Here is a 15,265-nt window from a genome sequence, read left to right on the forward strand (position 1 = left end):
GGTTGGAGTAAAAAAATCATCATAAGGATAGTGATGAGAATGAACTTATTCGAGTTGTATTTGGGAAGGTGCTCTATTTAAAACATTTTCATGAGGAAGAAACAAATAGTGAACAAGAAAAGACCGGTTAATCTTGATTTAGGTAGTTTGAAATTTCCTCCTATGGCTATTGCTTCTATATTACATAGGATTTCAGGGCTAGTATTATTTATACTGCTCCCCGTTATGTTATTTATTCTTGGAAAGTCTTTGCAATCCGAAGAGGTTTTTGCACAGACCAAATCCATGTTAAACAGTCCTTATTATAAATTAGCATTATGGGCTTTTAGCGCCGCCATGTTTTACCATGTACTTGCTGGAATAAGGCATCTTATTATGGATATGGGGTTTGGGGAGCATCTTAAGACAGCACGCCTCAGCGCTCTTTTTGTTATCGTTCTTTCTGTTATTTTGACACTCTTTCTAGGAATTTGGATATGGTAAATAATGTCACCAGTTTAACAGGTAATGGGTTAAAAGATTGGTTGATTCAACGAGCTACTGCAGTATATTTTGCAGTGTATACCATTTTTTTATTTGTTTTCTTACTCTTACACCCTGATTTAAATTTTGCACAATGGCATGAATTGTTTGCCAATCATGTGTTCCAGATTGCAACAGCAATTGGGTTATTAGCACTTTCATTGCATGCCTGGATAGGTATTTGGACAGTAACTACAGATTATATCAACTGTACTGCTATACGCGTATCAGTACAATTGGTGGTTGTTTTATGGCTCCTTAGTCAGTTTATTTGGGGCTTAATGATCGTTTGGGGACAATGAGCATGGCAATTGCACGTAACACATTTGATGCAGTAATTATTGGTGCTGGTGGCGCTGGAATGCGCGCAGCATTGCAGATGGCTAATTCCGGTTTAAAGGTCGCTCTCTTATCTAAAGTATTTCCAACTCGTTCTCATACTGTTTCAGCTCAAGGTGGAATTACTTCGGCGCTTGGCAATGCTCATGAAGATGATTGGCGTTGGCATATGTACGATACCGTTAAAGGAGCAGATTATATTGGTGATCAGGACTGTATTGAGTATCTGTGTAAAACTGGACCTGAAGCCGTCTATGAGTTAGAGCATATGGGCCTGCCTTTTTCACGCATGGATAATGGTAAAATTTATCAGCGTCAATTCGGCGGTCAGTCAAAGAATTTTGGCGGCGAACAAGCAGCTCGGACTTGTGCTGCGGCAGATAGAACAGGCCACGCCTTATTACATACTCTGTATCAGCAAAATTTAAAGGCAAAAACGCACGTGTTTAGTGAGTGGTATGCTCTTGATTTTGTTAGAGACTCTCACGGACACATTGCCGGTGTTACCGCAATGAATATTGAGTCCGGTGAAGTTGTGTTCTTTCAAACACGTGTCTGTATTCTTGCTACTGGTGGCGCTGGCCGTATTTACCAATCGACAACCAATGCATTCATTAATACTGGCGACGGCTTTGGGATGGCTTTAAGAGCGGGTATCCCATTGCAGGATATGGAAATGTGGCAATTCCATCCAACCGGAATAGCTGGAGCTGGTACTTTGGTAACTGAAGGCTGTCGTGGTGAAGGGGGCTATTTAATTAACAAAGACGGCGAGCGTTTTATGGAACGTTACGCGCCTCGCGTTAAAGATTTGGCATCACGCGACGTGGTAGCTCGTTCGATGGCTTTGGAGATTCGTGCTGGTAAAGGTTTTGATCCTAAAGGTATCGATCATGTCAAACTCAAGTTGGATCACTTGGGGGCGGATCTTATTATGAAACGTCTTCCAGGGATTCGTGAGCTTTCTATGAAGTTCGCTGGCGTAGATCCTATTTTAGAACCTATACCCGTTGTTCCCACCTGCCATTACAGTATGGGTGGAATACCGACGAATATGTACGGACAAGTAATTACCAAAAGTAATGGTGAAGAACATGTGGTAGAAGGTTTATACGCTGTCGGTGAGTGTGCTTGTGTTTCAGTGCACGGTGCTAATCGTTTAGGTGGTAATTCTTTGTTGGATTTGGTTGTTTTTGGTCGAGCCGCAGGCCTACATGTAGAAGAGTTATGGCAGTCAAATCAATTACCGGATATGCCTTATATCAGCGAAGATGATATTGCTGCCTCTTTGGTTCGTTACGGCCGTTGGGAGCAATCAAAAGATGGTGATAGTCCTGCAGTGATTCGTGATGAAATGCAACGAGTAATGCAAGAAGATTTTGGCGTGTTCCGAACAGGAGAGGTAATGGCTTCCGGTTTAAAACGCTTGCAAGCGCTGCGTGAGCGCTTGGCTCATGCCAAATTGGATGATAAAAGTCATACTTTTAATACAGAGCGTGTCGGTGCTTTAGAATTAGATAATTTAATGGCAACAGCTTATGCTACGGCACAATCGGCAATTGCTCGAACAGAAAGCCGGGGAGCACACAGTCGGGAAGATTTCCCAGCACGAGATGATGCGAACTGGATTAAACATACATTGTATTTTGAGGAAGGTGAGGTAATCGATTATCGTCCTGTGAATACGTCACCTAAACATGTCGAGCCTTTAGAGCCGAAAGAACGCGTTTACTAAAGAGGATATATCATGGCCGATAGTAGAAATTTAATCCTGTCAATTTATCGCTATAATCCTGAGGTGGATGCAGAGCCTTATATGAAAGATTATGAGCTGGCAATACCTGCTAAAAGCGATCCCATGCTGCTCACTTTGCTGGAGCGCTTGAAGGCAGAACAGGATTCATCGATAACTTATAGAAGATCATGTCGAGAAGGGGTATGTGGTTCTGATGGTATGAATATCAATGGAACCAATGGATTGGCTTGCATCACTCACGTTTCAGATTTAAAGACAGATAAAATCGTGATTCGCCCATTACCAGGGTTTCCGGTGATACGTGATTTAGCAGTTGATATGTCGCAGTTCTATCAGCAATATGAGCGTATAGAGCCCTATTTGCAAAATGATGAGGTCGCCCCCGCTCAGGAACGGTTACAATCTCCTGAAGAGCGAGCTCAACTGGATGGACTTTATGAGTGTATTTTATGTGCTTGTTGCACAAGCTCATGTCCATCATTCTGGTGGAATCCGGAAAAATTTGTTGGCCCTGCTGGACTGTTACAAGCAAGGCGATTTTTAGCAGACAGTCGTGATAAAGCAACAGAACACCGTTTGGATAAATTACAAGATCCATTTAGTGTATTCCGTTGTCGTACTATTATGAATTGCACGAATGTATGCCCGAAAGGACTCAATCCATCGCAAGCGATTGCCAAAATTCGCACACAAATGTTGACGCAGGAAACTTAATATATAATTTTTTTGTTACTCAGCTAATATCTGAGTCATTGCCATAAGTTAAATGAGTATTGTCCTTCCCACTAAGGTGGGAATCCTTCTCTGGGTGCATTATGCTCTATCAGAAATGGATTAGCTAAAGTATGAGGGATAAGTTTAATGAGATTTCGTTGGCCTTATGACGTGAGACTTGGGTAAACCGTTTGGAGAAAATAATGAGCAGTTCCGATCTGCAAAATGAATGGGCTTCTTCCTATTTGTCTGGTGGAAGTATGGCTTACGTTGATAGTCTTTACGAGGATTATCTTGCTGATCCTGAATCAGTTTCGGACGATTGGAAGGCTGTTTTTAGCGCCTTGCCCAAAGTTAACGGGGCAACTAAAGAAATCTCTCATAGAGATATTCGTGATTATTTTTTGCAGAACGCAAATAAGAAAATCAGTCCAGTTATTCAATCAAGTGATAGTCAGCAATATCAGATTGCGAATTTGATTAATGATTTTAGGGCCTTAGGACATCATGCGGCACAACTTGATCCCCTAGAGATGACTGAACGGGTACCTGTACCCAGTCTGGAATTGGCTTACCATCATTTGGATAAAACAGATAAGAATCGTAAGTTTTTTGCTGGTACCAGCTTTAATGGTCCAGAAATGACTTTGGGTGAAATATACCAGGCACTTCGAGACACTTATTGTGGCAGTATTGGTATCGAATACATGCACATCTCTGATGTTAAAGAAACAGAATGGTTACAGCAGCAAATGGAGTCAGCACGTGGACGAGCCACTTTTTCCACAACAAAAAAGCTTGAGATCTTAAAGGACTTGATTGCAGCAGACGGTCTGGAGCGTTATTTGGGTACCCGATATGTTGGACAAAAGCGTTTTTCTCTTGAAGGGGGCGATTCATTAATTCCCATGATGAAGGAAATTATTAATCGGGCCGGCGAAGATGGAGTAAAAGAGTTAGTAATCGGAATGGCACATCGAGGCCGATTAAACGTATTGGTTAATGTACTTGGTAAAGAACCAGGAGACTTATTTCAAGAGTTTGAAGGAAAGGTCAAATACGATCGTACCGGGGATGTGAAGTATCATTTAGGTTTTTCCTCTGATATCAAAACAGAATCCGGAGCTATATTACATTTGGCTTTAGCTTTTAATCCATCCCATTTAGAAATTATTGGTCCGGTGGTAGAGGGCTCAGTGCGTTCTCGATTGAACCGTCGCAATGACTTGCTGAAAAAAGAAACTGTTGTTCCCATTGTTATTCATGGAGATGCGGCGTTTGCAGGTCAGGGTGTGGTTATGGAAACCTTTAATTTTTCGCAGGCTCGCGGTTATTCCACTGGCGGTACTATTCATATAGTAATTAACAATCAAATAGGCTTCACCACCAGTAATCCTATTGATGCGCGTTCGACCCTCTATTGTACCGATGTAGCTAAAATGGTTCAGGCTCCAGTTCTTCATGTAAATGGTGATGATCCTGAAGCAGTGGTTTTTGCAACTCAAATCGCTTTTAATTTCAGAATGAAATTTAAGCGAGATGTAGTTATTGATCTCGTTTGTTACAGACGGAATGGTCATAATGAAGCCGATGAACCGGCGGTGACTCAACCAACAATGTATAAAAAAATTAAATCCATGCGCCCTTTGCGTGAAATTTATGCTGAACGATTAGTTAATGCAGGTTTGTTAACTAATAAAGATGCAGAACAGTTAGTTAATGACTATAGAGATAGTTTGGATCAGGGTAAATCGGTGGTGAATGTTGTTCATGAAAATTATGAAGGAAAATTGTCTATAGACTGGACACCGTACATCAATGCGAAATGGACAGATAAGGTCGATACCACCATTAGCAAGACTGAATTACAAAAATTGACGAAACAATTGAGTATCCTGCCCGATGGTTTCGAGTTGCATCCTGTTGTCCAGCGTTTATTAAACGAACGTGAGAAAATGACCGAGGGTGAAATCCCGATGAATTGGGGTTATGCAGAGACTATGGCCTATGCCAGCTTATTGCAGGAAGGTTATGGTGTTCGATTATCTGGTCAAGATTGTGGACGTGGCACCTTTGCTCACCGACATGCTGTTTTGCATGATGTAGAAACCGGTGAAACTTACACTCCATTAGAAAAAATATCCACCAACCCCAAAAGATCATTTGCGGTAATCGATTCAGTACTATCTGAAGAAGCAGTATTAGCTTTTGAATACGGATTTGCTTCTTCTGAGCCATCTTATTTAGTGATGTGGGAGGCTCAATTTGGTGATTTTGCGAATGGGGCTCAAGTTGTAATTGATCAATTTATTAGTTCTGGTGAGCAAAAATGGGGCAGATTATGTGGTTTAGTAATGATGCTGCCTCATGGTTATGAAGGGCAAGGACCTGAACACTCATCTGCACGCTTAGAGCGTTACATGCAACTTTGCGCTCAGCATAATATGCAGGTTTGTACCCCAACAACACCGGCGCAAATTTTTCATTTATTACGCCGACAGGCCATCCGTAATTTCCGCAAGCCATTAATTATAATGACACCCAAAAGTTTATTACGGCATAAATTGGCTGTTTCTCCTTTGGAAGATTTAAGAAAAGGCAAATTTTATACGGTCATTCCAGAAATTGATGCTATAGAAGAACAGAAAGTCAAAAAAGTGGTGTTATGTTGTGGTAAGGTTTATTATGATTTGTTGCAAATGCGCCGTGACAAGAAATTGGATCATGTAGCCATAGTGCGAATCGAGCAATTATATCCATTTCCCAAGAAAGCGCTAATTGCTGAATTAAATAAATATCCAAAAGCTAAAGAAGTAGTTTGGTGCCAGGAAGAGCCTAAAAATCAGGGGGTTTGGTTCTCTTCTCAGCATAATATGAAAGATTGTCTGCGTCCAGAACAAACCTTGGTTTACGCAGGTAGAGAGTTTGCTGCTGCTCCAGCTGTAGGAAGCCCTGCACTGCATGCACAACAACAAAATGCTTTAGTTGAGCAAGCTTTATTGGATAATAAATAAGTTTGTATCTACTCATCATCAGAGAGTAAATACCGATTTTTACATAAGTTTAAACAATATAAAATGAGAAGGTATAACCATGTCTATTGAAGTCAAAGTACCTGTTCTGCCCGAGTCAGTAGCTGATGCCACTATAGCCGCATGGCATAAAAAAGTGGGTGATAAAGTAACTCGCGATGAGAATTTAGTGGATCTGGAAACAGATAAAGTCGTGCTTGAAGTTCCCGCTCCTGCTGATGGAGTTCTCTCTGAAATACTGTTCCAGGTCGGAGATACTGTAAATTCAGGTCAATTATTGGCAAAAATTACTGAAGGCGCTTCTGCTGCCAGTTCTTCTCCGGCAAAAGAAGAGAAGGCTGCTGCTAAAGAGCCTGTAAGTGCCAGTGAAGATAAATCTACCAGCCCTGTAGTGCGACGGATGTTGGCGGAAAATGACTTACAGCCTGGGCAAATTCAAGGTACTGGTAAAGAAGGAAGGATTACTAAAGAAGATGTTATTTCCTATATAGAATCCAATAGAGAAAAATCCGCTAAACCTGCTGATACTAAAAAAGATCAACCTGTTGTAGCTACGCCTATGGGAGCTCGCGAAGAGCGACGCGTTCCTATGACGCGGTTAAGAGCTAAAATTGCAGAGCGTTTATTACAAGCGCAACATAATGCAGCTATGCTTACTACTTTTAATGAAGTCAATCTAAAAGCAGTGATGGACATGCGTGCTCAGTACAAAGATAGTTTTGAGAAAAAACATGGTGTAAAATTAGGCTTCATGTCCTTTTTCACTAAAGCTGTTGTTGAGTCCTTAAAGCGTTTTCCAGCTGTCAATGCATCTATAGATGGCCAGGATGTTGTTTATCATGGTTTCTATGATATTGGTATTGCCGTATCTACTGAGAGAGGATTAGTCGTTCCGGTAATTAGAGATGCAGATCAAATGAGCATGGCAGAGATCGAACTAGCCATAAATGATGCTGCAGCAAAGGCTAGATCAGGTAAATTATCCATGGAAGAAATGCAAGGGGGGACATTTACTATTACCAATGGTGGTGTATTTGGTTCTTTATTAGCTACTCCAATCATCAATCCTCCCCAAACAGGTATTTTAGGGATGCATAAAATTGAAGATCGACCTGTAGCAGAGAAAGGACAAGTGGTTATTCGTCCTATGATGTATGTGGCCTTATCTTATGATCATCGTTTAATTGATGGCAAAGACTCAGTACAATTTTTGGTGAGTGTTAAAGAATTATTAGAAGATCCGGCTCGTCTTTTACTTAATGTTTAATAATCACGTTTAACTGCCAGACCCGTGTTAACGGGTTTTGCTTTTTTAGAAAGGTAATTACAATGAATTTACATGAATATCAAGCCAAGCAACTATTCGCGAGCTACGGCTTGCCTACTCCTCGTGGCGAAGTTGCTTATAATGTTGAAGATGCAATACAGGTAGCATCTCAATTATCAACTCCTAAATGGGTAGTGAAAGCTCAGGTTCATGCTGGTGGTCGAGGGAAGGCTGGCGGAGTTAAAATAGTTTCTACTAAAGATGAACTTGCTGCAGTTACTAAAGCATTACTGGGAACACGTTTGGTCACTTATCAAACTGATGCGCATGGTCAGCCGGTTAATGCCGTATTAGTTGAAGAGACTTGTGACATCGCCAGAGAGTTATATCTTGGCGCTGTTGTTGATAGAGCGACTCGGCGCGTAGTGATCATGGCTTCTACTGAGGGCGGCGTTGAGATAGAAAAAGTTGCTGAAGAAAGTCCAGAGAAAATATTCAAAGTAATCGTCGATCCTTTAGTTGGTGTGATGCCTTTTCAATGTCGCGAAACAGCATTTAAGCTGGGCTTGAAGGATGATCAGATTAAACAATTTACTCAATTGATGATGGGCTTGGGTAAAATGTTTGTGGAATGTGATTTAAGTTTATTAGAAATTAACCCATTGGTAGTGACTAACTCAGGTCAGCTGCTTTGTCTGGATGGCAAAATTAATATAGATGGAAATGCTTTATACAGACAACCCAAATTAAAGAGCATGCGTGATACGACTCAGGAAGACGATCGCGAAAATCGTGCCAGTGACTGGGAATTAAATTATATCCCTCTTGATGGAACCATAGGCTGCATGGTCAATGGTGCTGGTTTGGCCATGGCAACAATGGACGTGATTAAACTTCATGGCGGTGAACCAGCAAACTTCCTCGATGTAGGAGGCGGCGCTACAAAAGAAAGAGTGAGTGAAGCATTAAAAATTATTTTATCTGATGAAAAAGTCAAAGGTATTTTAGTGAATATTTTTGGTGGTATCGTTCGCTGTGATCTCATTGCTGATGGAATTCTTGCTGCGGTTAAAGAAGTGGATGTAAAAATTCCGGTGGTAGTCAGACTTGAAGGTAATAATGCTCAATTAGGCGCTGATATTTTAAATAAAAGTGATTTGAACGTCATTGCTGCAACGAGTTTAACTGATGCGGCGAAGAAAATTGTCGCAGCGGTCGCTTAATTATTTATTGTGTTGCATCAAGGGTGTTGTTGGGCTATTGGCCCAACAAAAAATACGTGGTTGCCAAATTCATTAAAAAGTGGCTAACAGTTAGTTGATGCAATAACGCTATTAAATTTCGAGGTTAACAATGAGTGTATTAGTTAATAAACAAACCAAAGTATTATGTCAGGGGTTTACGGGTAAACAAGGTACGTATCATTCAGAGCAAGCAATTGCCTATGGAACACGTATGGTTGGTGGGGTTACACCGGGCAAAGGTGGTCAGTTGCACCTGGATTTACCTGTATTCAATACCATGCGTGAGGCTGTGGAGGCAACTGGGGCTGATGCCAGTGTGATTTATGTTCCAGCTCCATTCTGTAAAGATTCCATCCTGGAAGCAGCAGAAGCTGGTATTAAACTGATTGTGTGTATTACTGAAGGCGTGCCTGTATTAGACATGTTACAAGTAAAAGTGTATCTGGAAAATAATACTGAAGCACGTTTGATTGGCCCTAACTGTCCTGGAATTATTACTCCTGGAGAATGCAAAATAGGTATCATGCCTGGCTCAATTCATTTACCTGGAAAAGTGGGTATCGTTTCACGTTCAGGCACGCTGACTTATGAAGCAGTCAAACAAACTACCGATAAAGGCTTTGGCCAAAGTACTTGTATAGGAATAGGTGGCGATCCCATTCCCGGAACTAATTTTATTGATGCTTTAGCGTTATTTGAAAAAGATCCGCAAACCCAAGCTATTATTATGGTTGGAGAGATTGGTGGTTCAGCTGAGGAAGAAGCTGCAGAGTACATCAAATCGAATATAAGCAAACCCGTTGTTTCTTATATCGCTGGAGTTACCGCACCTGCTGGAAAGCGTATGGGGCATGCTGGAGCAATTATCTCCGGTGGTAAAGGAACTGCAGCTGAAAAATATGCCGCTCTTGAAGCTGCAGGGGTAAGAACAGTGCGTTCTCCTGCTGATTTAGGAGATGCGATTGCCGAAGTAACTGGCTGGTAATCTTTAATTTAGCCCGCAGTACCTGGTGTTTTGCGGGCTTGCATTCAGACTTCTGTATCTATCTCTCATCAGTATTTTGGTTTTTCCTACCGGTTTTCTAACCATCGCCACATTAACTTCTTTTTAATAATTTCTACCAAACCCAGGTAGAGTACAGTTGCACTAGTAAGAAAAAGAAAATACATGGGCGGTAGTGGTACAAATCCCCAATACTTAGCTAAAGGACTAAAGGGCAATAAAACGCCAATACTAACTATAGTAAGTACCATCAGGGTTAATGACAAACTGGGTTTGCTTTGCCAAGGGGTTTTAGCTGTTCGGATCACAAAAATAACTAATGTTTGAGTTGCTAGAGACTCGACAAACCAACCTGTTTGAAATAAAGCTTCAGAAGCAGCAAAGACGTTCAACATGACATAAAAAGTAATGAAGTCGAAAAGAGAACTAATCGGTCCTATAAAAAACATGAATTTCTTAATAACATCGATATTCCAATGCTTGGGCTTTTTAATAAAGCTGCTATCGACGTTATCAGTAGGGATGGTGATTTGCGAAGTATCATAAAGCAAATTATTCAGCAGGATTTGTACAGGGAGCATGGGTAAAAAAGGCAAAAACAAAACAGCGCCTGCCATACTTAGCATATTACCAAAATTTGAGCTGGTCCCCATCATGAGATACTTCATGACATTGCCAAAGGATTTACGACCTTCAATAATTCCATTTAGTAATACACTTAAATCTTGCTTTAATAAAATAATATCGGCTGATTCCCGGGCAATATCAACAGCACCCGCTACGGAAATCCCCACATCAGCACTATGTAATGAAGGGGCATCATTAATTCCATCGCCCAGATAACCCACTACGTGTCCCCGTGTTTTTAGTGCAATGATGATTCGTTGTTTCTGAGCTGGAGAAATACGGGCAAAGATCTCGGTTTCTTCAGCTACTTTACCTAAGGCAGAATCACTAATTCTATCTAACTCCTCACCAAGTACAATTCGACTCACATCAAGCCCAACTTGCTTACATACGTGCGTTGCCACTAAATCATTATCGCCGGTGATTATTTTTACCTTAACCCCTTGATGATTTAGCTTTTTTATCACTTTTGGAATATTACTGAGTGGTGGATCACTGAAAGCAAGAAATCCGGCAAATATCATTTCTTGTTCATCTTCAGCATTATAGGATATTTGAGTGCATTCCAGTTTCTTGTAAGCAACCCCTAAAACTCGGTAGCCTTGTTGGCTTAAAGACGCGAAAAAGGAGTTGAATTGTTTGAGCGTCTCATCATTTAATATTGACGTTTTACCGTCATTGTCATAAGTGGTACATACCTTCAATACATACTCGGGAGCTCCTTTGGTTATTAATAAATGATGTTCATTTTTATCAACTACAACACTGGAGCGGCGCCGTTCAAAATCGAAAGGAACCTCATCAAGTTTATTATATTTTTGTACGCTTGGATGATCGTGTTTTAAAATGGCAATATCAAGGGGATTGATGGATGTTTTTTTTAATACGGCCTTATTGAATGGATTAGAAACTCCAGTACCAAATAAACTGGTAAGATACGCCAACAACAGCACATGCTCGTCCTTTTTTCCAAAGGGATCGGTGTATTGATCGAGAGCCATTTCTCCGCTGGTTAACGTACCCGTTTTATCGCTGCACAATACATCAATGCTACCGAAGTTTTGGATGGCGGATAAATTTTTGACTATTACTTTTTTTCTGGCCATATGAGCAGCACCTGCAGCTAAAGTAACCGTGGTAATCATTGGTAACAATTCAGGAGTAAGTCCCACAGCAAGAGCAACTGCAAATAATAATGATTCAATTAACGAACGTTTAAGGTAAATATTTACGGAAAAAACAAAAATCACTAGAAAAAATACCGCCTTCATAATAAAGGCGCCAAAGCGCATGGTACCTTTTTCAAATTCAGTACGAGGCGGCGCTTTTTTTAAGCTTTCTGCTATTTGACCAAATAAGGTGTTACTACCAGTATTGACTATAACTGCCGTAGCTACGCCGTTGATAATAGACGATCCTGAAAAAATTGCGTTTTTTGCCTCTACCGGATTTTTGAGAATTTTATCTTCCGGAATGGATTCTTTTTCAACAGGAAGGGATTCACCTGTAAGCGCAGATTGATGTACATGGAGATCTTTTGCCGTTAATAATAAAGAGTCTGCAGGTACTAAATTCCCTGCTACAAAGCGAATTATATCGCCTGGGACAAGTTGATTACAGGGTACTTCCGTCCAATAACCATCACGCATGACGGTTGCAGATGTGGTAATTTGTTGCTGTAGTTTTTTTATAGCAACAAGGGCTTTGTGACTTTGTAAATAATCCAAACCCACACTGAATACTATTATCGTAATAATAATATTCGCATTTATCATATTTCCGGTAAAAGCCGATATTAAGGCCGCTATAAATAAAATAATTACCAGCGGATTAATCGCGTGAGAAATCGCCTCCAGAATAACTGCTTGATAAGGTTTGTGAGCCAGTTCATTCTTACCATATAACAGTTGTCTTTCTTTTGCTGCTGCATTGCTAAGTCCTTGTTGCGAGCTGTCTAGCTTGGCCAGGACTTGAGTATTATTAAGTGTGACCAAAAGTGACATGTTTCTATCCATAATCATCCTTTAATTATTTTGTCTGCCTGTAACTTCTCAATAACCTGATTAAACTATGTCACCCCGAACTCCAGATTAAGGAGCAGAGCCATTTTCAGGAGATATCTCAAGCTGTCCGTGATGACATTTTCCGGACTTATTTAGAAGATACGTCTGCTTGGCTTAACTTTATAATTATTAACGTATTCCATGGGTTTTTGCCAATGGTCATATCACTCTGTTTGTTGGGCTCTCCTTTTTTATTCCTATTCCTTTAGAATTTCAACCGAATATGAAGTTATTATTTCTTCTAGGTGATTCTTGGGCGTATAATTATCTCGGTATTTCACTCTTTATGGTGTTTTATGAATAATTTCAGAACTCTTGCAGATATAAGACGAGATTATGGTGAATTGAGTTTGAGTGAAGACTCAACCTCGCAAGATCCTATAGCTCAATTTAAAGTGTGGTTTGAAGATGTTTTAAAGAATGAAAAAAATGATCCCACTGCGATGGTGGTGTCTACAGTTGATGAAAAAGGATGTCCTGACTCGAGAGTAGTCTTATTAAAAGGTTTGCATGATGGTAATTTTGTTTTCTACACCAATTATCAAAGTGTCAAAGCCCTCCAGATTCAAAATAACCCTTATGCGGCGATAAATTTTTATTGGCCACAAATGGCCAGGCAAGTTCGGATTAGAGGCCGAGTAAAAAAAGTGAGCCAAGAACAATCAGATGAATATTTCTCATCAAGACCTGTTAAAAGTCAATTGAGCGCTATAGTATCCCCACAAAGTCAGGAAATACAGAGTAGAGATTTTTTGGAGAAGGCTCTAAACAATTTAATTCAGCAGCAGAACCTGGAGTTAGTGATGAGACCTAGTCACTGGGGTGGATACATGATTATTCCAGATGAAATTGAGTTTTGGCAAGGGCGTGATAATCGCTTACACGACAGAATTCAATATTATCAAGAGGAAGGGCATTGGAAGCACCGTAGACTGGCTCCCTAGATAGATAAAAAGAAGTTATCTCGAAGAAGTCCGGATTAAATTATTTATATTGTTTATCCGTTTCCTCAAACGGCAGAATTTGCCGGAACTCTAAAATTATCTTCATATTTTTAGAGGTAATTTGCCATTAGATATGGGCCAACAGTGACAGAAAAAATTTATAAAAATGTTGGCCCAATACTTGCATCCTTATATATAAAATCAAATCGATAATCAGAGCATTGATTTTTATTCTGAAATAAAAAGAGTTTTGTCAAAAAAATGTAAATAATTTATTTTGGAAAGCACGCTGTACTATAAAGTCGTAAAATTGTTTTAAGTGCAGAAATTATCTTAGGAAACGATGAAATTTTTGCATGAGCTTTAATTTTGAACTAGGAGTAAAGACAGTTGAACATAGGCAACTATATATTGGATCCATAAAAGAGGGTACGAACATGAACGACACAACAGCCTTATTACCACACATTAAATTAAGATTTAACATTGATCATCCAAGTTACGAAGAGTGTTATCTCTTTGGTTACGAGTGTGCTGTTTTAGAAGTGGCTGAGGAAGATAATCCATTCCGAGAAGGCTCTCAAGAAGCGGAACAATGGCTGGAGGGCTGGTGGGCAGGAGCGTATGGTGAAAAACCTCTATTTGATATGAATAGTCTTGAAGAGGAAGAACTACAAGAAGTACATATCGATAAAGTAATTTCTGCAAATGATCAACAATATTGCCATAAAAATAGTTTTTTATCTTTAGTTTTTGAAATTAGTGGTGCGATAGCAGCTTCAGCAATAGTAGGATATCAGTTACTTGAGCTGGTAGCGTGATGTTCGCATCCAATTGAAGAGCATGCTTTAATGCTTCTTCAATTGGATATGAATTAGAAATGATTCAGGGAGAATAATTCTTTGCTTATTTGAAGAATTTTAAAACCATGGATCTCATTCTTGCCGTTTCTGAAGGATTAAATTCCTTGTAAAAGTCACTACCAATATTCAGACATACAGTGACGTTTTCTCCTAATCCTTTCAATAAGTCCACTCCTGATAATTTGAGTAATTTTATCTCGGTAGTGATTTCGGCAGCCCACGCATCAAGATAGTGCATTTCGGTGAACACTGGAAGAAAAAGGTCAGCATTGTCTTGCAAGAATAATACTTTAGGGTTCTCATCATCGGTATTTTTTTCTATTGGAATAATAAAGTTAGCTTTAATAAATTCCAGGTATGCTTTATTGGCTTCTTTCAAATTTCCGGAAGATTCAAGCGCTTCTTTGATGGCGGTATTAAGACTGTTCATTTTGAATTTCTTGTAAAAAAGAACTATTATAACCGAGTCTGGTAGGTATCGCTAATTACAATTAAATGAAATCGAGCCTGGAGACTGTCCGTTTTTTTGTAGCTTCTCTAAATCCTGGGAACGTCATTTCCTGCTAATTCACTTCGAACTGATATATTCTGACGAAATGGGTATGCAACAACCATTTGTGAAGTTAATGCCTACGTGCCGCTTTATGCACGACATTTACCAGATCCATAGAACACAACCCTATCTTTTTTGAGGCGAGATACCTGAATACCGCACATAAAGCGCGGCACGTAGGCAAAAGAGACAAAAGTAATGCCAGAAGGCTAAAATAGCTCTGTCATCTTTTACGTCGTATGTGTTGAAATAACTTACAACAACAGTATAATGTATGCTGGATTTTGCTAATTTATTGATCAGATTTCAAATAAATATGGCATATGGCTCACTGGTAA

The 15,265-nt window shown here is 39.9% G+C and carries 12 protein-coding genes; 10 read left to right on the plus strand and 2 right to left on the minus strand.

Going from position 1 to position 15,265, the window contains the following annotated elements; genetic code table 11:
• Positions 1-108: 108 nt before the first annotated feature.
• The 8 genes from sdhC (at position 109) to sucD (ending at position 9,859) form a co-directional block, all read left to right on the plus strand.
• Entirely contained in the window at positions 109-483 is a 375-nt protein-coding gene (sdhC, locus tag LOX96_RS14125; protein WP_250423187.1) for a succinate dehydrogenase, cytochrome b556 subunit, read from the plus strand.
• Positions 477-824: a succinate dehydrogenase, hydrophobic membrane anchor protein gene (gene sdhD, locus LOX96_RS14130; protein ID WP_250423189.1), complete on the plus strand. Its 348-nt coding sequence runs from the start codon at positions 477-479 to the stop codon at positions 822-824. Before sdhC ends, sdhD begins: the two co-directional genes overlap by 7 nt.
• A gap of 2 nt (positions 825-826) precedes the next feature.
• Positions 827-2,596: a succinate dehydrogenase flavoprotein subunit gene (gene sdhA / locus LOX96_RS14135; protein ID WP_250423191.1), complete on the plus strand. Its 1,770-nt coding sequence runs from the start codon at positions 827-829 to the stop codon at positions 2,594-2,596.
• 12 nt (positions 2,597-2,608) lie between these two features.
• Positions 2,609-3,331, plus strand: a complete 723-nt coding sequence (locus LOX96_RS14140; RefSeq protein WP_250423193.1) for a succinate dehydrogenase iron-sulfur subunit — start codon at positions 2,609-2,611, stop codon at positions 3,329-3,331.
• A 203-nt stretch (positions 3,332-3,534) separates the two neighbouring features.
• The gene (locus LOX96_RS14145; RefSeq protein ID WP_250423195.1) at positions 3,535-6,345 is read left to right on the plus strand and encodes a 2-oxoglutarate dehydrogenase E1 component; all 2,811 of its coding nucleotides are present in this window, start codon (positions 3,535-3,537) and stop codon (positions 6,343-6,345) included.
• A gap of 79 nt (positions 6,346-6,424) precedes the next feature.
• On the plus strand, positions 6,425-7,630 hold the full coding sequence (odhB, locus tag LOX96_RS14150; protein ID WP_250423197.1) for a 2-oxoglutarate dehydrogenase complex dihydrolipoyllysine-residue succinyltransferase: 1,206 nt from the start codon (positions 6,425-6,427) through the stop codon (positions 7,628-7,630).
• Positions 7,631-7,692: 62 nt separating this feature from the next.
• Positions 7,693-8,853, plus strand: a complete 1,161-nt coding sequence (gene sucC / locus LOX96_RS14155) for an ADP-forming succinate--CoA ligase subunit beta (protein ID WP_250423199.1) — start codon at positions 7,693-7,695, stop codon at positions 8,851-8,853.
• 130 nt (positions 8,854-8,983) lie between these two features.
• Positions 8,984-9,859 carry a succinate--CoA ligase subunit alpha gene (gene sucD / locus LOX96_RS14160; protein WP_250423201.1) on the plus strand — a complete coding sequence of 292 codons (876 nt, stop codon included), beginning with the start codon at positions 8,984-8,986 and terminating at the stop codon, positions 9,857-9,859.
• A gap of 86 nt (positions 9,860-9,945) precedes the next feature.
• Here sucD and mgtA read toward each other — a convergent pair whose 3' ends face one another.
• Positions 9,946-12,507: a magnesium-translocating P-type ATPase gene (gene mgtA, locus LOX96_RS14165; RefSeq protein ID WP_250423202.1), complete on the minus strand. Its 2,562-nt coding sequence runs from the start codon at positions 12,505-12,507 to the stop codon at positions 9,946-9,948.
• Between the two features lie 356 nt (positions 12,508-12,863).
• Between mgtA and pdxH the strand changes: the two genes are divergently transcribed.
• Positions 12,864-13,511, plus strand: a complete 648-nt coding sequence (pdxH, locus tag LOX96_RS14170) for a pyridoxamine 5'-phosphate oxidase (protein ID WP_250423204.1) — start codon at positions 12,864-12,866, stop codon at positions 13,509-13,511.
• Positions 13,512-13,948: 437 nt separating this feature from the next.
• Positions 13,949-14,332: a transmission trait enhancer LetE gene (locus tag LOX96_RS14175; protein ID WP_250423206.1), complete on the plus strand. Its 384-nt coding sequence runs from the start codon at positions 13,949-13,951 to the stop codon at positions 14,330-14,332.
• Positions 14,333-14,417: 85 nt separating this feature from the next.
• On the opposite strand, the gene LOX96_RS14180 is transcribed toward LOX96_RS14175, so the two are convergent.
• Positions 14,418-14,804, minus strand: coding sequence for an SseB family protein (locus tag LOX96_RS14180; protein WP_250423208.1), 387 nt, complete (start codon positions 14,802-14,804; stop codon positions 14,418-14,420).
• Between the last annotated feature and the right edge of the window lie 461 nt (positions 14,805-15,265).

Origin of the sequence: Legionella maioricensis, from assembly GCF_023618015.1 — a bacterium.
GTDB lineage: Bacteria > Pseudomonadota > Gammaproteobacteria > Legionellales > Legionellaceae > Legionella > Legionella maioricensis.

Excerpts from the sequence above, each read along its gene's own strand:
- sdhD (WP_250423189.1), top strand. The coding sequence starts at position 477 with ATGGTAAATAATGTCACCAGTTTAACAGGTAATGGGTTAAAAGATTGG.
- sdhA (WP_250423191.1), top strand. The coding sequence starts at position 827 with ATGGCAATTGCACGTAACACATTTGATGCAGTAATTATTGGTGCTGGT.
- LOX96_RS14140 (WP_250423193.1), top strand. The coding sequence starts at position 2,609 with ATGGCCGATAGTAGAAATTTAATCCTGTCAATTTATCGCTATAATCCT.
- LOX96_RS14145 (WP_250423195.1), top strand. The coding sequence starts at position 3,535 with ATGAGCAGTTCCGATCTGCAAAATGAATGGGCTTCTTCCTATTTGTCT.
- odhB (WP_250423197.1), top strand. The coding sequence starts at position 6,425 with ATGTCTATTGAAGTCAAAGTACCTGTTCTGCCCGAGTCAGTAGCTGAT.
- sucC (WP_250423199.1), top strand. The coding sequence starts at position 7,693 with ATGAATTTACATGAATATCAAGCCAAGCAACTATTCGCGAGCTACGGC.
- sucD (WP_250423201.1), top strand. The coding sequence starts at position 8,984 with ATGAGTGTATTAGTTAATAAACAAACCAAAGTATTATGTCAGGGGTTT.
- mgtA (WP_250423202.1), bottom strand. The coding sequence starts at position 12,507 with ATGTCACTTTTGGTCACACTTAATAATACTCAAGTCCTGGCCAAGCTA.
- pdxH (WP_250423204.1), top strand. The coding sequence starts at position 12,864 with ATGAATAATTTCAGAACTCTTGCAGATATAAGACGAGATTATGGTGAA.
- LOX96_RS14175 (WP_250423206.1), top strand. The coding sequence starts at position 13,949 with ATGAACGACACAACAGCCTTATTACCACACATTAAATTAAGATTTAAC.
- LOX96_RS14180 (WP_250423208.1), bottom strand. The coding sequence starts at position 14,804 with ATGAACAGTCTTAATACCGCCATCAAAGAAGCGCTTGAATCTTCCGGA.